17 protein-coding genes and 1 pseudogene are annotated in these 20,019 nt (G+C 64.4%); 12 read left to right on the plus strand and 6 right to left on the minus strand.

Features of this window, described 5'->3' with window-relative positions; translation table 11 throughout:
* The first annotated feature begins 68 nt into the window (after positions 1-68).
* Positions 69-1,547 (plus strand): ATP-binding protein, encoded by a 1,479-nt coding sequence (locus DM480_RS14450; protein ID WP_198665850.1) that lies wholly within the window; start codon positions 69-71, stop codon positions 1,545-1,547.
* Positions 1,528-2,151, plus strand: coding sequence for a response regulator transcription factor (locus tag DM480_RS14455; RefSeq protein ID WP_198665851.1), 624 nt, complete (start codon positions 1,528-1,530; stop codon positions 2,149-2,151). Before DM480_RS14450 ends, DM480_RS14455 begins: the two co-directional genes overlap by 20 nt.
* A 15-nt stretch (positions 2,152-2,166) precedes the next feature.
* On the opposite strand, the gene DM480_RS14460 is transcribed toward DM480_RS14455, so the two are convergent.
* Positions 2,167-2,994 carry a hypothetical protein gene (locus DM480_RS14460; RefSeq protein ID WP_232834027.1) on the minus strand — a complete coding sequence of 276 codons (828 nt, stop codon included), beginning with the start codon at positions 2,992-2,994 and terminating at the stop codon, positions 2,167-2,169.
* A 254-nt stretch (positions 2,995-3,248) separates the two neighbouring features.
* Between DM480_RS14460 and DM480_RS18145 the strand changes: the two genes are divergently transcribed.
* Both DM480_RS18145 and DM480_RS14470 read left to right on the plus strand, forming a co-directional pair.
* Entirely contained in the window at positions 3,249-3,416 is a 168-nt protein-coding gene (locus DM480_RS18145; protein ID WP_157968808.1) for a hypothetical protein, read from the plus strand.
* A gap of 633 nt (positions 3,417-4,049) precedes the next feature.
* Positions 4,050-4,829: an SDR family oxidoreductase gene (locus DM480_RS14470; protein ID WP_115380127.1), complete on the plus strand. Its 780-nt coding sequence runs from the start codon at positions 4,050-4,052 to the stop codon at positions 4,827-4,829.
* A gap of 165 nt (positions 4,830-4,994) precedes the next feature.
* On the opposite strand, the pseudogene DM480_RS18885 reads toward DM480_RS14470, so the two are convergent.
* Positions 4,995-5,260: pseudogene (locus tag DM480_RS18885) on the minus strand (IS6 family transposase); the annotation flags it as partial.
* Between the two features lie 398 nt (positions 5,261-5,658).
* On the opposite strand from DM480_RS18885, the gene DM480_RS14475 reads away from it, so the two are divergent.
* Positions 5,659-8,235 carry a TonB-dependent receptor gene (locus DM480_RS14475; RefSeq protein WP_232834028.1) on the plus strand — a complete coding sequence of 859 codons (2,577 nt, stop codon included), beginning with the start codon at positions 5,659-5,661 and terminating at the stop codon, positions 8,233-8,235.
* Positions 8,236-8,333: 98 nt separating this feature from the next.
* Entirely contained in the window at positions 8,334-8,558 is a 225-nt protein-coding gene (locus DM480_RS14480; RefSeq protein WP_115380129.1) for a hypothetical protein, read from the plus strand.
* Between the two features lie 211 nt (positions 8,559-8,769).
* Here the strand turns inward: DM480_RS14480 and DM480_RS14485 are convergent, their stop codons facing one another.
* Together DM480_RS14485 and DM480_RS14490 are read right to left on the minus strand one after the other, a co-directional pair.
* Positions 8,770-9,492: a phosphatase PAP2 family protein gene (locus tag DM480_RS14485; RefSeq protein WP_115380131.1), complete on the minus strand. Its 723-nt coding sequence runs from the start codon at positions 9,490-9,492 to the stop codon at positions 8,770-8,772.
* On the minus strand, positions 9,489-10,121 hold the full coding sequence (locus DM480_RS14490; protein ID WP_115380133.1) for a DedA family protein: 633 nt from the start codon (positions 10,119-10,121) through the stop codon (positions 9,489-9,491). The genes DM480_RS14485 and DM480_RS14490 overlap by 4 nt, the downstream gene beginning before the upstream one ends.
* A gap of 539 nt (positions 10,122-10,660) precedes the next feature.
* Between DM480_RS14490 and DM480_RS14495 the strand changes: the two genes are divergently transcribed.
* The 3 genes from DM480_RS14495 (at position 10,661) to DM480_RS14505 (ending at position 12,354) form a co-directional block, all read left to right on the plus strand.
* Entirely contained in the window at positions 10,661-11,461 is an 801-nt protein-coding gene (locus tag DM480_RS14495; protein ID WP_115381399.1) for a COG4705 family protein, read from the plus strand.
* A 201-nt stretch (positions 11,462-11,662) separates the two neighbouring features.
* Positions 11,663-12,169 (plus strand): hypothetical protein, encoded by a 507-nt coding sequence (locus DM480_RS17985; RefSeq protein ID WP_125471557.1) that lies wholly within the window; start codon positions 11,663-11,665, stop codon positions 12,167-12,169.
* Positions 12,166-12,354: a hypothetical protein gene (locus DM480_RS14505; protein WP_115380137.1), complete on the plus strand. Its 189-nt coding sequence runs from the start codon at positions 12,166-12,168 to the stop codon at positions 12,352-12,354. Before DM480_RS17985 ends, DM480_RS14505 begins: the two co-directional genes overlap by 4 nt.
* Positions 12,355-12,491: 137 nt before the next feature.
* Here DM480_RS14505 and DM480_RS14510 read toward each other — a convergent pair whose 3' ends face one another.
* On the minus strand, positions 12,492-12,773 hold the full coding sequence (locus DM480_RS14510; RefSeq protein WP_125471559.1) for a hypothetical protein: 282 nt from the start codon (positions 12,771-12,773) through the stop codon (positions 12,492-12,494).
* Positions 12,774-13,216: 443 nt separating this feature from the next.
* Between DM480_RS14510 and DM480_RS14515 the strand changes: the two genes are divergently transcribed.
* Both DM480_RS14515 and DM480_RS14520 read left to right on the plus strand, forming a co-directional pair.
* Positions 13,217-13,417: a hypothetical protein gene (locus tag DM480_RS14515; protein ID WP_115380141.1), complete on the plus strand. Its 201-nt coding sequence runs from the start codon at positions 13,217-13,219 to the stop codon at positions 13,415-13,417.
* A 24-nt stretch (positions 13,418-13,441) separates the two neighbouring features.
* Positions 13,442-15,352 (plus strand): potassium transporter Kup, encoded by a 1,911-nt coding sequence (locus DM480_RS14520; RefSeq protein WP_232834029.1) that lies wholly within the window; start codon positions 13,442-13,444, stop codon positions 15,350-15,352.
* A gap of 156 nt (positions 15,353-15,508) precedes the next feature.
* On the opposite strand, the gene DM480_RS18155 is transcribed toward DM480_RS14520, so the two are convergent.
* A complete protein-coding gene (locus tag DM480_RS18155; RefSeq protein ID WP_198665852.1) occupies positions 15,509-15,775 on the minus strand; it encodes a hypothetical protein in 267 nt (88 codons plus the stop codon).
* 251 nt (positions 15,776-16,026) lie between these two features.
* On the opposite strand from DM480_RS18155, the gene DM480_RS14530 reads away from it, so the two are divergent.
* Positions 16,027-19,761, plus strand: a complete 3,735-nt coding sequence (locus DM480_RS14530) for a hypothetical protein (protein WP_125471561.1) — start codon at positions 16,027-16,029, stop codon at positions 19,759-19,761.
* Positions 19,762-20,019: the final 258 nt, after the last annotated feature.

The raw sequence follows: 20,019 nt of genomic DNA on the forward strand, positions 1-20,019 counted from the left end.
CCCCCGTGGCAAACGATTGCCGATCGCGTCAGCGGTCTATAATCTCGGCCTCCAGGAAGGGGTTAACCGTGCATCGCCTTTGGACCGCCATCGATAGCGCGGCACCGCGCCGGCTGACCAGCCGGGGCGCCTATCTGGAAGCCGTGGGCGTCAGCGTGCTTGGGGTTTGCCTGTCGGTGGGCATCGCACTCGTGTCCCGCGTCCATCTTCCGTTCATTTTCGGATTGGCGGCGGTGCTGTTCACCGCTCTGCGTCACGGATTCGCACCAGCTGTTACCGCCACGGTCATCGGCCTGATTGGAACCGTCTATTTTGGGCCAGTCTCTCCAGTTGTCACGCCGACGAACGTCACCACGATCGCGCTGTTTTCGTTGGCGACCGCCGTCGCTGGCGAAGCACTCCTTCGCCTCCGTGCACGTGCCGACGCCTACGCCTGGCAACTATCTCAACGCAAAGCGTATCTCCAGTCGGTCTTCGCCACGTCGCCAGCTGCGATGTTGGTGATCGCCCACGACGACAAAATCTTGACGTGCAATCAGGCCGCGGCGACGCTGTTCGACTATACGTCCGAGGAGTTGGCGGGCGAGCCGATCAACCGGTTGATTGCGCTCAGGCGCGACCACCGGGCGATCGATGAACTTGCGACGGCCATCGCGCGATATCGTTTGAGCGGAGACTTGGCGATCGGCATCCGTCGCAATGGATCCCCGTTCGAAATTGCGCTCTCGATGGCGGAGATTTCGGTCGGCGCCCAGCAATTGATCACGCTCTATGTCCGAGATGAAAGCCTAACGCGAAAAGCCGCGCTGGACCACGCCGAACTGCAAATGGAGGTTCAGCAAATGAGCCGCGCGACGGCGCTGGGGCAATTAGGAAGCGCGATCGCCCATGAACTGAACCAGCCTCTTGCCTCCGCGGCAAATTACGCGGGTGCCGCGCGCCGATTGCTCGTAGGCGGGCAGCCCGTCGGCAAGGTCGATGCGCTCGTATCCGAATCGATCGGACAGATTTTTCGCGCCAGCGCCATCCTTAAATCTCTTCGACAGTTCGTTGGCTCCGCCGAGCACGAAGCGCAATGGATCGATGTGCGCCAAGTGATTTCCGAAGCCGCGCACCTTGTGCAATTGCCGGTGCGCCACGCCGGCGTGGTGCTCGGTATCGAGATCGCGTCCGATGTCGAATATGTGATGGTCGATCGTGTCCAGATCCAACAGGTCCTTTTAAACCTGATCGTCAATGCGACGCAGGCCATGACGGACTGTACCGAGCGACATCTGCAACTCGCCGTCGTGCGCGGAGATCATGATCTGGCCATCGTCATGCTGACGGACAGCGGCCCTGGTATAGCGCCATTGGCGCGGGACCATTTGTTCAAGCCGTTTTCGTCAACCAAGCACAACGGTTTGGGCGTCGGTCTTGCAATATCGCGATCGATCGTCGAAGCGCATGGCGGACGACTCTGGCTCGATGAGTCCGTCGCAAGGGGGACGCGGTTCTGTTTCACGCTGCGCCATCGTGACGCCATCGATGTCAGCGATGCAGCCTGAACGCCCCATCTACATCATCGACGACGATGACGAGGTGTGTCGGTCGCTGACCCGGCTGCTGCAAACCATGAAAGGGCTTGCACCTCGGACCTGGCCATCGTCCGACGCGTTTCTGGTGGACCTCGACCTGCTGGCGCCGGGAACGGTGATTACCGATATCTGCATGCCCGGTACCGATGGGTTGATGTTGATCGCAGCGATGCGGGCACGCGCACGCCCTGATCCGATTGTTGTCGTCACGGGCCATGCCGATGTTCCGTTGGCCGTTCAGGCACTGAAGGCAGGCGCGGCCGATTTTCTTGAAAAGCCTTTCGAAACCGACAATTTGCTGGCCGTGATCGAACATCTGAACCAGCAACAAGTCGCGTCCCATCCACGCGCTCTCCATCCGCAAATGAGCGCCCTGTCGAAGCGAGAATTCGAGGTCTTCGAATGCCTGGTCGAAGGCGCAACCAATAAGCAGATCGCGTATCGACTGGCGATCAGTCCGCGGACCGTGGAAATATATCGTGCCAACCTGATGGCGAAGATGCAGGCCAACAGCTTGTCGCATCTCGTCCGTATGGGCTTGGAGGCTGGGCTCGGCCGGCAAGTGCCCAAATAGCGTACCAAGGCTGGGCTATTCGCGCCATTCGTGGCGCATGAGCCTGATGCTGAGGGTGTAGACCAGCCCGCTGGGCGGCAGACGCAAGGTTGCTTTGCACCGCCGATTGGATGCGATCAGGTCTTGCAACAGGCGAGATCCGAACCCGACCTTGGCCGGCATCGACACCGTCGGGCCGTCTAGCTCGCGCCATGTCAGGCATAGCTCGTCATCCGTCGCGTCATTCCGTATCAGGGTCCAGCGCACGCCGACGCGCCCGACGAGGTTAGTGAGGGCGCCATGCCGGATTGCGTTGGCACATAGCTCGTGGATGACAATCGCGATAAGGTTCGCCCAGCGCGCAGCGAGGGCGATCGCCGATCCAGACTGCGCTATGCGCGGTCGCAGCGGATCATCGAACCGAGCGGTGACCTGGCCTATCACGTTCCCCATCGAGCAATAGTCCCCCGTCACTTCACAACCAATCCGGGCAACCGCGTCAAGGCTGCGCAAACGATCGATGAAGGCCGTGACCATTGGGTTGGCTTCGAGGGGGGACAGCGAAAGACGGGCGAGTGCGATGGCAAGCGACACCAGGTTGCGTGACCGATGAACCGCCTCATCTTGCGTAACAGATGCGAGGTAGCGATCGTCGGCGGCTTCGAGTAGCAGTTGCACGGCTTTGCCATCATCGGTCGTCGCCGGGATCGGGAAGGTGACACGGACATTGGAGCTGTCTTTTTGTGAAGGGCCGGCGGCTTGAGTCCCGTTAGATTGGTCGCTCGACTGATCGATCAGGCGCGCGGAAACGGGCAAGTCCTTCCATTGGATTGTCAGATATATCGGAGCCATTTGAGTAGACATGCGATGTGGCTTCCTGGCGCGGACCAATGGCAAGAGCGGACGACAGAAGGTCCGCGACGCCATGCTGCTGCTGAACCGTCGTCGCCGCAATTCCGTTGATTTACGGAGCCCGGGCACTGGTAACGGGACAGGCGGCAAGGGCCATCGCGTCAAAGATCGCCCCGCAGTGGATCGCCTGTCTGTGGCGGTGTTGGCGGGTGGAGCACCGCGATGGCAGGCCAGCCCTGGCCACGACCATCAACGGCCCCGGCACGATGATCGAAGTGCTGCAGGCCATTTTTCGCACCCTGAACGGATTGCCTGCTAAACAGGCTGTCTTAGATAGTGATCTGCAGCACATCCAAGTCCCGTGCCCTTCGACAGAATACTCGGTTCGAGCCGGCTTCGCGCTGATTATCCGCGAGGGTTTGGGTGAAGAGTAAGTACCAATACGCCCTTCAAAGTGCTGGCCGCCCCAGGCACTGCGTTTCCGATGCGCGAGCGTTTACTCGGGCATTGGCTAGCGATCTGGCAAAAAATGTCGAACGTGAAATGCGCGATAACGCCGCCGTTGGCAGATCATTGGCCACTTTGGTGACTTGAACGTCGAGAGGGTAGTCTCGGAAGGGACAGGCACGCGCCAGCGTGAATGAATGACCGAAGTCGACGAGCCGGCATTTGGCAGGGAATGACCACAATTGGGCGTAAGCGGCCCCTACCCTTTTGCCTCAACGACCCAGTTGCGGTCATTCATCTCGACCTTGCCGCGTCTCGGTTTCTGCCGTTCGTTCACCTTGCAAGAGCCGCCTCTTCCACCGCACATTTGGATGACCGAACGTCTGGCATTGGGGGAGCGGAACGACCGCTTGCGGGAACAACGGTGGCGATAGCCGACAAAGCGTAGCACCGCCTCGTTCCCGACGGGAATCGAATATCGGGAATTGCAGCTAGCGGCTCATTGCCGTAGGAAATTCGCGTTCTCGGGAGTTTTTCGAAATGCTCCAGCGTCACCGCTAAGCGGAAAGGCACACGCCAGCGGAGTGATCCGCCGACTGGACTCTGGTTTCGAGAACATCATGCAAAGATTGAATAATAAGACGTGCGTCGTCACTGGCGCGGCGCGTGGCATTGGCCGCGCCATTGCTGCCCGCTTTCATGACGAAGGCGCTATCGTCATCGTCACCGACATAGACGAAGCGGTAGGGGCGGCTACTGCTGCCAAGATCGGATGTCGGTTCGAACGGCTAGACGTGCGTGAGGAAGGCGACTGGTCGCGTTTGGCGGGCGTCATTCCGGTGGCCGACGTGATGGTCAACAATGCCGGCGTGACCGGGTTCGAGGCCGGCATGGCCCCGCACGACCCGGAACACGCCAGCCTCGCGGATTGGCGCGAGGTGCACCGCGTCAATCTTGATGGGACGTTCCTCGGCTGTCGTTACGCCATCGGCGCGATGAAAGGCGCGGGAACAGGCTCGATCATCAACATATCATCCCGCTCTGGGCTGGTCGGCATCCCCGGCGCGGCGGCCTATGCCTCGTCCAAGGCGGCGATCCGCAACCATAGCAAGACGGTCGCGCTCTACTGCGCGCAGCAGGGTTGGAAAATTCGCTGCAACTCGATCCATCCGGCCGCGATCCTCACGCCGATCTGGGAGCCGATGCTGGGCACTGGTTCCGATCGGGACGCCAAGATGCAGGCGCTCGTCGCGGACACGCCGCTCAAGCGGTTCGGGATGCCTGACGAAGTCGCGGCCATCGCCCTGATGCTTGCCTCGGACGAAGCGACCTATGTCACCGGCACGGAGGTCAACATCGACGGCGGCTTACTCGCCGGCTCTGCGGCTTCACCCGGTTGAACGCTGTGGTGGGCGTCGCCGATCGCGCTCACCATCCGTTGTCGATTGGGACCCCATAGCGGGAAGGCGGCCCTGCTAGTCGCGCCGAGAGCCGTCCGAAGGGTGCTGTCAGTCTAACGCGAATCGCTCGCCACACGATGCAGGTCGGGCTGCAATGCTCGCGGCTTAGCTCGCGAGCACCTGCCACTCGGCCCGCGCGGCGGACCGTCGTTCCCGGTAAGTTTGTCGGTCGATAAGGTGGCGCTTCAGGCGGAAGTCGTCGTGGATGCTGGCATGGACCGATGCGAACTTTTGCAAGATCTTCATCTGTCGAATCCGCAGCGTCGCTCGCTCTCGTCGTGGGAACGGCAGGTGACTGTTCTCCACCCGGCCCAGCGACCGATCTCCTGACTGTCGCCGCAACCCAGTTCATACATGGCAGCACCATAACTGACCGGCAGGCGCTACGACGGCTGGCTCCGCCTGCGGGCGGTCCCTCGCCGCTGCACTGATCGGAGCTCGCGCTCCGGCTGTCGCTCTCCCGTTCCACGCCCTGGATGACGGGCAACCAGAGTATGCAGCCATGCATGCACCGAGCACGGACAATCTTCCCGCCGGGAGTCGAAGTCGAACGGTAGACGTCGGGCGCGGACCCAAACGTAGTGGGCTTCCTGCACGAGTGACTGCCGTTCACCGTGGAGCAGAGCAGCTTGGGTCCGGGACGGACCTCATTAAATTTTGCCAATCATTTGAAACGTCACACAGCGCACATAGCCGTCGCCGCGAGACCGACGGAGTTTCCAACTTGAACAAGCACGCTCTGCTCGCAGCGACGAGCACCCTTTTCGTCATGTCGAACATGACGTCGGAGTCCGCCCGCGCCCAGACCATCCCGACCACCCAGGCGGTCTCCGGTGCGAGCGCCGACTCATCCCAGGACATCCTGGTCACTGCCCGCTCGGCGCAGACGGCCCGCGCCGAACAGCGGGACGCCGCCAACATCGTGAACGTGCAGTCCGCCGAGACGATCGCGAAGTATCCTGATTACAATGCGGCCGAGGCGCTTGGGCGCATCCCAGGCGTCTCGCTCTCGATCGATACCGGAGAGGGGCGGTTCGTCAACGTCCGCGGTCTCGACGGCAACCTCAACGGCGCAACGTTCGGCGGTGTCGTCCTGCTGAACACGCAGCCAGGCGGCACCTACTTCAATGCGGCCGGACGGGCGGTCGAGTTCGACACGGTGCCGATCGGGGCGGTGGACCGGATCTCGGTGATAAAGACGGGTCTTCCCGACCACGATGCCGAAGGCCTCGGAGGATCGGTCGAGTTGACGCCTCGAAGCGCCATCGGACGAAACCGTCCCTTCCTCGACATGACGCTGGGTGGCGGCTACGAGTCGCTGCGACATACCGGCCTCTACCGGGCGGACGTCACGGCGGGCGGCAGCTTCGGGGTCAACGCCGTCGGGGATCCTCTATTCCACGTCGTCGCAAACCTCTTCCGACATGATGACCGACGCGGCGTCGACGACGTCGAAGCGGCCTATGCCGACCAGCAGCCCACCATTCCAGGCAAGGCCTTCTCGGCGCTCGAGCTTCGGCGATATCAGTATTTCCGGCGGCGCTACGGCGCCACGGGCGAGATCGACGTCACCCCGGACAGCGGCCAGCGCATCTTCCTTCGCGGGAGCATCGCGGGCTACACGGAGCGCGTCTGGCGGCAGCGGCTGGAGATCGACGGCCTGGACGGATCGAACGGCAGCGGCGTCGTCGCGATGGCCGCCACGAATCCGAACGGCTTCGCCGTGTCCGACGCGTCGGCGGTCAAGACGCTGCGCGACGAGGAGGAGGCTCACCGCAACCTGCTGCTTCAGGTCGGCGGCGAACACCGCATCGCGCCAAACGTGAAGTTCGACTGGTTCGCGGCGCTCGCACGCTCCACCTACCAGAAATACCGGGACCGCAACGCGACCTTCTCCGGGCCAGGCGACGGCGCCAACCCCGCGGCCACGTTCCCCATCACCTACGACAACACCTCGGACCCGAACGCCCCCGTTTTCTCGACGGGCCGCGTCAACCTCGCCGATCCGGCCAACTACATCCTCTCGGGCGTCTCGAACCAGATCGAATACGACCGGGACCTCGAACACAGCTTCGCCGCGAACTTGGCGATCTCGCCCGGCCTCGTCGACGGAGACGAGATCAAGATCGGCGGCAAGCTTCGCCTGCGTGGGAAGCTGTCCTACGTCTCGGCGCGATCACAGACGTCCGCGATGGATAGAGGCGCCCCCCTGTCGGACTTCGCCGGCGGAAGCGGCGTCGTCTTTTACGACAGACGCTACGACATTGGTCCCCTCATCGACCCCGGCGCCATCGCGTCCCGCTTCGGCGGTCAGCTCGCCGCTCTCGATCTCGGCCGCGACCAGCTGAGCTTCGACGACCGCGAGGACGTGACCGCCGGCTATGCGCAATACACCGGCCGGTTCGGCAAGCTAGGCGTGCTTGCGGGCGCCCGCGTCGAGCATACCGTCTCCCGCTACGGCGGCTTCGTCACGCTCACGGACGCAAACGGCGGATCGACGACGCAGTTCAACGACATCCGCAAGACCTACACCAACGTCTTTCCGACCGTGCAGCTCCGCTACGATCTCACTGGCCAGCTCGTGGCACGTGCCACCTATTCCACGGGCATCGCGCGGCCGGGCTTCCTGCAGACGATCCAGAGCGGGCAGGTCGACGTCGGAAACCAGATCGTGACGACCGGCAATCCGAACCTGCGCCCCACCTACGGCAACAACTTCGACGCGGCGCTGGAATACTACCTGCCGGAGAACGGGATCATCTCCCTCGGCGTGTTCGACAAGCAGTTCCGGGATTACATCGTCTCACGCACGTTCCGCGCGCCGTATCTGCCCTACAGCCCGACCACCATCTTTACCTACCAGTCCTTCCAGAACGTCTCGGGCGCCTACGCGCGGGGCGTTGAGGCGAGCTTCGTCGACCGCTTCCGCGGCCTTCCCGCGCCGTTCGACGCGTTCGGCCTCGACGCCAACGCCACCTACGTCGATTCCGGTGTCGCCCTGCGTGACGGCGAGGCGAGCAGGGCGCTGCCCGGCACCTTCCACTTCAGCGGCAACGCAGCCCTGTTCTATGAACGCGGCGGCACCCAGATCCGGCTTTCGGGCCTCTACGAGTCGAAGGCGCTGTTCGGCATCGGCGGAAGCCCGGGAACCGACGTGTTCCAGGACAAGCGATTCACCCTCGACCTGTATGCGAACCGGGACCTGACCCCTCGCGTCGCGGTCTACGCCACGGCGCGCAACCTGCTCGACACGCCGCTCCGGTTCTACGAGGGTTCTGCGGACAGGCCGATCCAGCGCGAGGTCTACCGGCAGACCTTCGAGGCGGGCGTCAAGATCAGGCTCTAGCTCCGCGCCGGACGACGTCAGCCTCTCGGGAGTTCGAACGACGCCGTCTCCCGGCGCGTCGTTCGAGCGCAGTCTCGGCGAGCCGGGACGCAGACGGCGTGCTGCACCTGTCGATCGTCAATTTGCACCCCGACCAGGCGGCACCCATCGCCGCGACGCTGGCCGGCGCCTCCGGCCGCATCGCCACCGCCGAGACCCTGACCGCCGACCGCATCGACACTAGGATCGAGTTCGGGCGAAAAGACCTGTTCGTTCCGATCCGGCTCGACGGCGCGCAGCCGACGGACCGGCGCCTTTCGCTGGCGTGCCGGCCAGATTGGTGACCATGGTGACCGTGCGCTAGGGTCCGCTGAACACGCTCGACAATGAATGGCGTTCTGCCACACAAGACCGTGGCGGGCAGGACCGCAGCTTGACCTCGGCATCGCGCGCGCGGCGCGCGTCCGATGCCGACCGGAACGACAGGGGGCCGCCCGCCGACGTCGACGCCTTAGGCGCGGCGGACATCGGACGGCGGCCATGACCTGTATAGCGTCAGCCCCTGGCGCGTGGGACAGGGTCGGCCCGGCGGAGATCCGGCGGCTCCGGGCGCCTCGTCACGATCGGGGCGGCGACATACGTCCAGGCCGCCCCGAATGCCCAGCCGGCCAGGACGTCGGTCGGCCAGTGCACCCCCAGATACACTCGCGAGAGGCCGATCAGCAGGACGAACACGAAGGCCGCAGACGCAATCCCTCGACGGACAGGCGGACGACCGACGCGGTCGAGCGCGAGGCCCGCCAGAAGCAGATAGACGATCGAGGCGTCGGCGGAGTGTCCACTGGGAAAGCTCAGGCTCGACACCTGGACCCAATGCGGAACGACCTCCGGCCGGGCCCGGACGAACACGTACTTTACGAGATTGGCCACGGCGACTCCCGTTCCGGCGCACAGGACGAGCCGGACCGCAGCCGCGCCGCGTCGTGCCATCGCCAGGAGCGCCGCCCCGATCAGCGTCAAGGCCGCCAAGGTCGGGAAGGCGCCCGCCGCCGTCGCCAGCAGCATGATGTGCTTCAACGCAGCCCAGCCGGCGCCCGGGTGATCGATCGCGTGACGGACGGCAACCAGCAGGATGCGGTCGAGCGCGCCGAAGTCCCCAAAAACGAGACGCGACGCAAGCGCGAGGCAGAGAGCGGCTGAGGCGCAGACGACCACTTGAAGCCCGATGGCGCGCTCCAGCACCGGGCGCTGGGCGTCCGGCCGAGGCGGCACGCTCATCCGCGCCGGCCCCGCAGGCGGTGCCAGACGAACCAGATCACGCCGGCAAGGAGGACCGCCGCCAGCGCCGCATCAAACTTGTGGAATAGCGGGGACAAGCGCGGATCGCTGTTCCAACTGCGTCCGAGCATCATGCCGATGTAGGCCAGCGCGAAGCACCAGGGCCACGACACCACAAAGGTGTAGAGGTGGAAGCGAACCAACGGCATCCTCGCGATCCCGGCCGGCAGCGCGATGAACGAACGGATGCCGGGAAGCAGGCGGCCGACGATCACCGCGGCGCCGCCGTACCTTCCGAAGAAGCGTTCGGCGCGGTCGACGTCATGCGTCGTCAGAAGCAGCCATCGACCGTAGCGTTCGACGAAGGGGCGGCCGCCGTGACGGCCCGCCTCGTAGGCAAGCACGGATCCGAGATTGCAGCCCAGCGCTCCCGCGGTCGCGACCAGCCAGAGGTCCAGCCGACCCGTCGAGACCAGATAGCCCCCGAACGGCATGACGACCTCGGAGGGAAGCGGAATGCAGGCGCTTTCGATCGCCATAAGTCCGAGAATGCCGAGATAGCCTCCGGCCGAGATAGCCGCGACGATCCACATGGCGAGCGACGAGATCAGAGCGTCGATTGCCCTCATTGCCGACCCTCCCACACGAAATGGCAAGCCGCAACGGCCGCCTCGCAAACGCAGCGCGTCGCCGCGAAGGCTTCGCCGGTGCAAAGCTTCGGCCTGCGCCGTGCCGGCAGAGCTCCCGCCGCTCGCTCTCCAAATCGGTCCTTCATCTGCGTTACTAGGGCCTCCACTATCGCCGCAGCGGCTCCGCCGTCCCCGTGCGCCTGATCCTGCCACGCCAAACGTCGACCGGCCGCGATCGGCCCCCTTAGGTCAACCCTGTCACAGCAGCGGGCACTTGAAATCCAGGCAGAGACGCCATCAAGCTGTTCTCCTGTTCTGGTATGAATGACGCCGACGTCGCGCAGGGATGACGCGGTTGTTGCCATCGTCAACGCGGTTGCCGAGTCTTTGGCAACATTTTCACGCGCATGCCCGTCGATGCAGGGAACGGCCGGGACGCGATGGTCGACGATCATCGAACTGGACGCCCGTCGTCTGATTGCGGACGACAGGCGGCGGCTAGTAGGGTGGCGGCGCCCGAGGGTATGGAGGTCGGATACATGGACGGACGGCGGTCGACGATCAGCAAGGTCCCCGCGGTGACCCTGGGCTTCTGGGTCATCAAGATACTCGCGACGACGCTCGGCGAGACGGGCGGCGACGCCGTCAGCATGAGCTGGCTCGGCGAGACCACGCCCGAGGCCGGCAGCAACGGACTCAACGGCTATCTCGTCGGAACCGCGATCTTCGGCGTGCTGCTCGTCGCCCTGGCAGCCCTGCAGATCCGGGCGCGGCGCTTCAATCCGTGGCTCTACTGGGCCACCATCATCGCATCGACCACCGCCGGAACCACGCTGGCGGACTTCGCCACCCGCTCGATCGGCCTCGGCTATCCCGGCGGATCAATGCTGCTGCTCGGCCTCGTGCTCGCCTCGCTGTTCACCTGGCACCGCGCGCTCGGGACGGTCGACGTCGACGCCGTCGACAACCCCCGGGCCGAGACGTTCTACTGGATCACGATCACGTTCTCGCAGACGCTGGGCACGGCGTTGGGGGACTGGGTGGCCGATGGCCCACTCGGATATTCCGGCGCGGCGCTACTCTTCGGCGCGGCGCTCGTGATGCTGGCCGTGCTCCATTTCAGCAACGCCGTCTCCCGCGTGATCCTCTTCTGGGCGGCCTTCATCCTCACCCGGCCGCTCGGCGCGACCGTCGGAGACTTCCTGGACAAGCCCGTCGCGAAGGGCGGTCTCGAATTCAGTCGGTCGCTGGCCACCGCGGTCCTGGCGACCGCGATCGTGCTCCTGATCCTTCTCGTGCCGCGAAGAGCGGGCGGACGACATGGCGGCGGGCACGACTGATCGCCGGCATCCGGGGCGCAACGAGGCATACCCACCGCAGATGATGCCAGCTTCAAATCGAGGCGCTCGGCGAGCGTTACCTCGAGCCAACACACCCCACCGCAGCTACCAGATTCGGGCAATCTGCATCGTCCCATTGTCCGGCCACGTCGGCCCACCTGCTCCCTTGCCCCAAGGCGCAATCGCCCTATTCTGTCATGCATGCGTAATACACGCCGTCCCGGCAGGAAGCCCCTCTTCTTTGCTGAGGTTGGGCTAGCTGGAGGCGCGGCGATCCACCTCGCTGCCTGGACAGCCGGTCCGTCATGGGTCGAGGCGCTCGGCGCCCCATCTTCGATCGTCGCTTCCACTGCAGCAAGGAGCCCCGCCGCCGCCATCGGCACCAGCGTCATCGTCGCCATCCTCGTCGGCCTCGCCCTCTGCTGCCGGTCGGTTTCGGTCGTCGATCGCGGTGCGGGCAGGCGGCGGCACATCCTCGGCGTCGCGGCAGCGCTCTTCGTGGCCAGAGGGCTGCTCGTGATTCCCTACTGGCTGTCGGGGACGCGGGAATGGCGTACGCCCATCGGCCATTTCGCCGTGACCGGCCGCTGGTTCGCTGAAGGCTCGATCGTCGTGCTGGCGATAGGCGTGCTGATCGGCATCGGCCTGATCAGATCAGGTCGGGCCGAAGGGTCCCAGGTGCTGGCGGATCCCCGATCGAGCCGATGAAGGCACTATTCTGGAGCGCCGTGATCAGCGTCGTCGCTGTGCCGATCGTGGCCGCGATGATGGTGGTCGTGTCCCGGCGTAATCAGATGGGCGCATTGACCGCGTCCAGACCGCTTATATTTTCTAGTTGGCCCGCGACCGGGGTGTTGGTGGCCGCCGCAGTGGCGATGATTGCCGTCCGGTGACTTGGCTCTACGACGGACTGACGTCACCTTAAGGCAGCGTTCGCGGACCCGGCCGACCTAGGCGAGCTCGTTCACGCTCCCTGAAGTAGCAGGATCGAGGGCGCGAACATGCGCCACCGCTCGATCCCGCTCAGCGGTTACTTCTTGACGGCGTCGTTGAGCGCGTCCGCCTGGTTGGCGGCATCGCTGCGAACCTGGTCTGCACGGTTGTCGAGAGCTGCGGCGGCGTTGTCCATTTTGTTGGCGGCTGCACCACCCATGTTGTTCGCTTCGTCACGCATCGCGCTGGCGTTGTCCTGCATGGCATCGGCCTTGTTATCGGCGACCGAGAGCACATTGTCCGCGCCTTGCGTATTGTGATTGCACGCACTCAGGAGTGCCAGGCTGCCCAAAGCAGCGCAGATCAACTTCTTGTTCACGATGGTCCCCTCTCTAGACGCTGCACTTCGCAGCCGCCTTTGCATCGCGCCATTCGCGTTCACAGGCAATATGCCCCATAGCAATGGCCGCCACCCCAGTGACGTGATATATAAAGGGGCCTGGCGAGAACCGGGTGGGCCGTTGAGCACGAAGCTCCCAAGCGCGTTCGACGGCCCTGCTTGCCAAGATCGTTCCTAGGCGGCGCGGCTCGCGCTGTGGTCGAAACGGATCGTCAGGTCTCTGTTGCGTCGCGCGTTAGCAGGACGCCGACAAATGAGGGGCTACGATTTTCTGCTACTGAGCGCGCTGTCGGCTTTAGAAAGCGTTTTTTAAGCGTTGGCCGAAAAGCCGCTGATGGCCGGCGGTGATGACGCATTTGTCATGGAACGGCGCGCATTGATCACGGCTTGAGGTAGCTCACGTTCACCATCGGAGCTTTCACATGCGCATCGCACTCGCCATCATCGCCGCCGCAACCCTGAGCGCCAGTCCGGTCTACGCGAAGGGTTGCGTCCGCGGGGCAGCGGCCGGCGGCGTTGCCGGCCACATGGTAGGCAAGGGCCATGGCATGGCCGGTGCGGCAGCAGGATGTGCGCTGTCGCATCACCACTATGCGAAGAAAGCCGCAAAGATGAAGAAGTAAGGCGGGCTGGACGTAGCCTATGCGTTGGGACGGTCTGCCCGTCCCGACATCTTCAAGGAGTACGCGCTTTTGGGCCGAGAGACGACTAATTACAGTGTCGCGCTCGGCCTCGCCGCGTTGGGCGTCGTCTACGGCGACATCGGCACAAGCCCCCTCTACGCCTTCAAGGTCGCGGTGCAGGCTGCCGGCGGCGGATCCCAGGCAGCGGTCGGCGTCGCCTCACTTGTCCTATGGTCCCTCTTCCTCGTCGTTTCATTGAAATATGCGATCCTGATCATGCGCGCCGACAATCGCGGCGAAGGCGGCGTGGTCGCGATGCTCGCCCTGCTCGGCGTGCACGATGCCAGACCACGCAGCCGGCAAGCGGCGCTTCTGGTCCTTGGCCTGCTTGGCGCGGCCCTACTCTATGGCGACGGCGCAATCACGCCGGCAATCTCGGTGCTGAGCGCAGTCGAGGGCCTGAAACTTGATGCGCCCCACCTCGCACCGCTGGTTTTGCCCATTACCATTGTCATCCTCATCGTCCTGTTCGTCGTTCAGGCGAAGGGCACTGGCTTCATCGGGCGGATCTTCGGCCCGGTCATGCTGATCTGGTTTGGCGCGATCGCCCTGCTCGGCATCGGGGGGATCGTGCGCGACCCAGCCGTGCTGGTCGCGTTCAGTCCCGTGCGCGCGATCGGCTTCCTGCTGCAAGCACCACTTGGCGTCGGATTCACGGTTCTCGGCGCCGTATTCCTCGCGGTCACCGGGGGCGAGGCGATGTACGCCGACATGGGGCATTTCGGTCGCTTCCCAATTCGGCTGGCCTGGTTCTCGGTTGCCCTACCGTCGCTCGCCCTGAATTATCTGGGGCAGGCAGCGCTGATAGCGAGCCGGCCGGCGGCGCTCGCCAATCCCTTTTACGGGCTGGCACCAGGGTGGGCGCATTATCCGCTCGTCATCTTTGCGACGGCCGCTACCGTCATCGCCAGCCAGGCGATCATTTCCGGCGTCTTTTCGATGACGCAGCAGGCGATACAGCTTGGCTTCCTGCCCCGTCTCTTCATCCGGCACACCGCCCCCGACCAGGAAGGGCAGGTCTACTTGCCGCTGGCAAACTGGACTCTTGCGGTCGCGACGCTGACCGCTGTCTTGGTGTTCCGGTCGTCGGACGCGCTGGCGGGCGCCTACGGCATCGCGGTCTCGGGCTTGATGGCAATCTCGACCTTCCTCGCGGCACTGATAGCCCGCCGCTGGGGCTACAATCTCGGCCTGGTGGCGCTGATCAACGGTGCCTTTTTCATACTCGATCTCATCTTCTTTTCGGCAAATGCCGTCAAGCTGATGGAAGGCGGATGGTTTCCGCTCGTGATCGCTGCCGTTCTGGGCCTCTTGATGCTGACCTGGCGTGAAGGCGTTTTCCTCGTCGAGAACGCACGTGCGCACATGCGCGACGACGAAGATGCGTTCCTCCGCGACCTAGCCCATGCGGCTCCGTGCCGCACCGACGGGATTGGCGCTTTCCTCAGCGCCGGGCAGACGGGCATTCCGCTGTCGCTCACACACTATGTGCGTCACAGCCGATCGTTGCAGAAGCGGGTGATCCTGGTTTCCGTCGGCACAGTGGAGAAGCCGCACCTGACGGACGGTGAACGGGCCGAGGTTATCAAGCTGTCGGACGATGTGGACCGCGTGATCCTGCACTTCGGCTTTATGGAGCATTTTGACGTCCCCTCAGGGCTTCGCACCGCCGGACTTCTCGATGACGAGGCGAGTGGCCACATCAGCTACTACATCGGTCGCGAAACGGTGATCGCGGACGCTAAGATCACGGGGATGGCGCACTGGCGCGAGCGGTTGTTCGTCTCCATGCAGCGCAACACCGCCCCCAACGGCAGCTCCTTCTGCATCCCGTCGCTGCAGCTTGTCGAAATCGGTACCGAAGTAAGAATTTGATCCATCCAAATTGTAGGCGGCGCCTCACGCGAAATTCATGTTTCGGCTGACTATTGGTTATGCATTTATCCCCCTGTGGGCGGCTCCATGCGAACAACAATGTTGATGATCGGGCGAGTTATTTGCGCGTAAAAAGATGAAAGCGTCATGCTTTCGTCATGCGACGCGAGATAAGCCCATGATGGGTATGTTGTCCCTACTATATGAAGGAGAGAGCCGATGGCTGAACATAAGGGCGCGGAACATCATCGCACGGCCGCTGAGCACCACGAGCATGCCGCGAAGCATCACCGGTCGGCTGCCGAGCAGCACGAGGCAGGAAACCACGAGAAGGCCGGCCACCACGCAGCGGCTGCTGGCGGGCATGCAAGTCACGCGCGCGAGCACGGCGAACAGGCGAGCCGTCACCACGCCGAGCACCACGGCGCCTGATGGATCAGGGAGCGCCGGTCGGACTGTCCGACCGGCGCTTTTCGGACGAACCTCACGGAAGATCTGCTTCAGGCGCTCGGCCCTGAAGGATGGCCCACCTCAACCTTGGGCACGGCGACCCACTTACGGCCGTTCACGCCGAGATTCCTCTGCACCGGCTTCGGTCATTCCTTCATCCAAACGTGCGGGCACCGCGATGGCAGCCAGTTTGAACAATTAGCGAACCATCATACATATCTCGCTTGCCGGCGCCGCTCAACATCACCGCTCTCGACATTGCCGAGTGGGCTGACCGTTTCAGTGCTCGATCGCTGCTGCCAGTGCTGGTCAGGCGTCTTGTGCAGGAGGCTGGCACTGCGCTGAGCGCGATTGATTTTCCCGGCTATGACGAGGCGCAGCGGCCGGGATGGGACGGCTGGACGGAAGCGGTCGGCGTCAATTCGTGGGTCCCGGCGGGCCGGGTGGGCTGGGAGCTAAGCGTCGCGGATGACAATCCGGGCAAGCCGAACTGTGACTGGCGGGCACGTGCAACGCTGCCAGCCGAGGAGAAGCAGGCGACGACCTTCCTGTTCGTCACCGCGCGTCGCTGGCCGGGCAAGGGGAGCTGGGTGGAGAAGCGCCGGCGCGAGCAGCTCTGGGCTGACGTCCGCGCCTATGACTCCGAAGACCTTGCGCAGTGGCTCGAGCAGTCGCCGGCGACGCGATTGTGGCTTGCTGGCGAGCTCGGGCGACCGACGGTCGGCCTACGCCCGCTTGACCAAGCTTGGATGGAGTGGGCGCAGGCGTGCCGCCCTGCCCTTTCACCCAAGCTGTTCGATGCGCCGGTCGTGGAGGCGGCTGCACGGTTCTCCACTTGGCGGGAACAGCCGCCGCATCGGCCCTGGGTCGTGACGGCTGACTCCGTTGGCGAGGCAGTGGGCTATGTCGCCGCCGCGCTGCCTGAGCCGGAGCGCGAGCGTGCAATCGTGGTCGACGATCCGCTTGCCCTTCCTGGACTGCTTGTGCAGCGAAGTTCAGGCTTGATCGTCATCGCGCACCCGCAAGCCGAAGCGCTGGCGGCCACTGCGGCCGGCAGCCACCACATGCTCTTTGCGAGAACGCATGCCACGGTACCGGTGGAAGTAGATGTGGCGCTCAGCCCCGCCGGACGCGCTGCTTTCGAGGCCGCGCTTGGCGACATGGGAGTGGCCGAGCAGGAGCGCGACCGGTTGACCACGGAAGCCGGCCGATCACCCACCATCCTGCGTCGTCGACTGGCGATCGCGCCAGTTCTGCGTACGCCTGACTGGGCACGCGAACCGGACCTTTGCCGTAAGCTGATGCCCATCCTGCTAGCGGGCGCATGGCGCGCGGGCGATGGAGCAGACGAGGCCTGCGTGGCGGAAGTGGCCGGTCAGCCCATCGAGGCTGTCGAGCGCGACCTTGCCGAACTGACGGCGCTGGCCGACGCGCCGGTCTGGGCTACGGCCGGCTTTCGCGGCGTCGTATCGCGCAAGGACGCGCTGTTCGCGATTCACCACGCGCTGACCGAACAAGATCTTGCGCGATTCCTGGGTGTGGCGGAGTTGGTGCTGACGCTGGACGACCCCCGGCTCGACCTGCCGGAGGACAAGCGCTGGGCGGCGGGCATCTATGGCGTGCAGGCGGAGGTCAGCGGCGCGCTGCGCGACGCCGTCGGCGAGATGTTGGTACTGCTGGCAATTGAGGGCGATCGATTGCTGGGCGCGCGCTTGGGCTCGGTCGTGACCCGCGTGGATCGGGTGGTCGCGGCGGTGCTGCGCGATCCCAGCCCGCGACGATGGCTGGCGCAGCATCACCTGCGCTGGCTGGCTGAGGCGTCGCCCGACACCTTCCTGGATGCGGTCGAAGCTGATCTGCGCCAGGCCGAGCCGACCATCTTCGCGCTGCTGCGGCCCGTCACCTCGACCCACGGCCGCTGCGAACGCACGGAGCTGTTATGGGCGCTGGAGCTGCTAGCCTGGGAGCCGCGTCGGTTCGCCCGCGTGTTCGCCATCCTGGCTCGGCTGAGCGAAGTTGAGATCAGCGACAATTGGGCCAACAAGCCTGAAGCCTCACTTGGCTCCCTAGTCCGCTGCTGGTTGCCCCAGACTGCCGCGAGCGTGGCGGAACGGGTGGCGGCAATGGGCAAGTTTGCAGCGACGGGGTCACCGGTCGCGTGGCGGCTGCTGCTCGCGCAGTTTCCGCGCGTGGGGCACGCCAGCCCGAACGTACGGCCGCGCTGGCGTGAGGTCCCGGCCGGCGCTGGCGACGGTCCGCTCACGACGGACGTGCGCACAACCATGCTGGGGGCGCTCGACCTGATGCTGGCTTGGCCCAGCTACTCAGTCGCGCAATTGGGCGACCTGCTAACCCTAATCGACGAGTTCCCTGACGAGGCCGTACTTACCCTGCTGGATCGAGCCGAAAGCTGGGCGGGGGCCGCTGCCGATGACGATCGCGCCACCTTGCGTGAGCGGCTGCGGCGCGATTTGAGTCGCCGTCAGCACCGTGCGAACGGCAATCTACCCGCATGGGAAGTACGGATTACCGCGTTCGCCGACGCGCTCGCGCCCACCGACCTGATTGAGCAACACCGCTGGCTGTTCGCGGAGCATTGGGTTCCCGAGTCGGGATACGCCATTGATGACGAGGAGAGCTGGCAGCGGCATCCCGAACGCATCGAAGTGGAACGGACCGCGGCACTTCGGGAAGTGGTGAGCGACCACGGCGTCGATGGTGTGCTGTCCCTGATCCAGGGCGGAAATGCCAGTTGGGTGATCGGTCGCCTGCTGGCGCAGATCGAGCCGGCACGCGTGACCTTCTGGGCGCGCGAACTGCTAAAACATGAGGAGTTGGGAGCAAAGGCCGACGCGGCGCTCGGCTCCTTGCTATCAGCCGTGAACGACGAGCCGCATCAGTCCACTCTGACCAGCCTGCTCGAAGGCGACCACCTGGCGGATGCGGACAAACTGCGCGTTCTGCTGGCGGCACCGGCGGAGGGTGCGACATGGCGGCTGATCGCCGATCGCCACCAGGGCCTTGCTGACGATTACTGGCGCAAGGCGGGTGTTGACGCCTTTCGACTGAACCCGCTTGACACAGCGTTCATGGTCGACCGGCTACTAGACGTTGGTCGGCCGTTTGCCGCGTTTCGGGCGCTTGGCATGGTAATCGAGACTGTCGACCCGGCGCTGCTTGCGCGCGTGCTGGCTGCCATGAGGACGTCGGGCGGCGATGACGTTGCCGTTGCCTGCCCGGACGGCTGGCATCTCGGCAAGGCGCTGGCGCGCGTGTCGGACAGTGGCGCCCTGTCCCGGACCGAGTTGGCGGGCATCGAGTTCGCCCTCAATCCACTGTTCCAGCACAGCGAGCACGGAACGCCGAACCTCGATTGGGTGCTCGCGAACCATCCCGGCGATTTTGTCCACCTCGTGAAGCTGATCTACAAGCGCGACGACGGCCAGGTTGATAACGACAAGGGAACGCCCGAAGCGGCGAACACGGCCTGGCGGGTCTTGCGCGAGGCGCGATGGTTGCCAGGCGCAGACGCCCACGGCTCGATCGACGTCGATGCGATGACCGCCTGGATCGATGCCGCCCGCGAGCTAGCGCGTGAGGCCGCGCGCGGCGCGATCACCGACGAAGTGATCGGCAACCTGCTCGCCTCCTCGCCTGTCGGAGCGGACGGACATTGGCCGCACGAAGCAGTGCGACAGGCCTTGGCGCATGTCGGGACCAAGGACATCGCCGACGGCTTCATCGTCGGTAAGATGAACAAGCGCGGGGTCGTCTGGCGCGGGCCAGGCGGTGAGCAGGAGCGAGCGCTCGCCGCCGAGTTCCAGCGTGCGGCCGAAGCGATGCGCGCCGCGACGCCGTTTGCGGCACAGGCGCTTGATCGGCTCGCCAGCAGCTATGAACATGAAGCCCGACGCTGGGACGGTGACGAGGAAGTCAACCGGCGGCTTGGACGACGGTGAACCTGTCGCCGCGTCCAAATCTAAGGGAGCGAGTTGATGACACTCTGCTATACCTGTCGGAGAAGCCCCCAGTCAAAGTGACAGAACGTTGTCTAGCAGAACCCTACGGTCGTTGATGGCTGCTCTTACGACCCACATTCGGTATTCAAAGGCTCAAGGCACCCCACAAACCAGACGCTCGTTTAGCCTTACCATTTTGGCGTCACCTGGGCCGTTTGATGATTGGCAGCTTTCGAAGCTGGATCGCCGGAAAGCGGA

The sequence above is a fragment of the Sphingomonas sp. FARSPH genome, from assembly GCF_003355005.1.
Classification (GTDB): Bacteria; Pseudomonadota; Alphaproteobacteria; order Sphingomonadales; family Sphingomonadaceae; genus Sphingomonas.

Bases quoted from the DNA above. Each gene is read 5' to 3' on its own strand.
- DM480_RS14455 (WP_198665851.1), top strand. From the start codon at position 1,528: ATGTCAGCGATGCAGCCTGAACGCCCCATCTACATCATCGACGACGAT.
- DM480_RS14460 (WP_232834027.1), bottom strand. From the start codon at position 2,994: ATGTCTACTCAAATGGCTCCGATATATCTGACAATCCAATGGAAGGAC.
- DM480_RS18145 (WP_157968808.1), top strand. From the start codon at position 3,249: ATGATCGAAGTGCTGCAGGCCATTTTTCGCACCCTGAACGGATTGCCT.
- DM480_RS14470 (WP_115380127.1), top strand. From the start codon at position 4,050: ATGCAAAGATTGAATAATAAGACGTGCGTCGTCACTGGCGCGGCGCGT.
- DM480_RS14475 (WP_232834028.1), top strand. From the start codon at position 5,659: ATGTCGAACATGACGTCGGAGTCCGCCCGCGCCCAGACCATCCCGACC.
- DM480_RS14485 (WP_115380131.1), bottom strand. From the start codon at position 9,492: ATGAGCGTGCCGCCTCGGCCGGACGCCCAGCGCCCGGTGCTGGAGCGC.
- DM480_RS14490 (WP_115380133.1), bottom strand. From the start codon at position 10,121: ATGAGGGCAATCGACGCTCTGATCTCGTCGCTCGCCATGTGGATCGTC.
- DM480_RS14495 (WP_115381399.1), top strand. From the start codon at position 10,661: ATGGACGGACGGCGGTCGACGATCAGCAAGGTCCCCGCGGTGACCCTG.
- DM480_RS17985 (WP_125471557.1), top strand. From the start codon at position 11,663: ATGCGTAATACACGCCGTCCCGGCAGGAAGCCCCTCTTCTTTGCTGAG.
- DM480_RS14505 (WP_115380137.1), top strand. From the start codon at position 12,166: ATGAAGGCACTATTCTGGAGCGCCGTGATCAGCGTCGTCGCTGTGCCG.
- DM480_RS14515 (WP_115380141.1), top strand. From the start codon at position 13,217: ATGCGCATCGCACTCGCCATCATCGCCGCCGCAACCCTGAGCGCCAGT.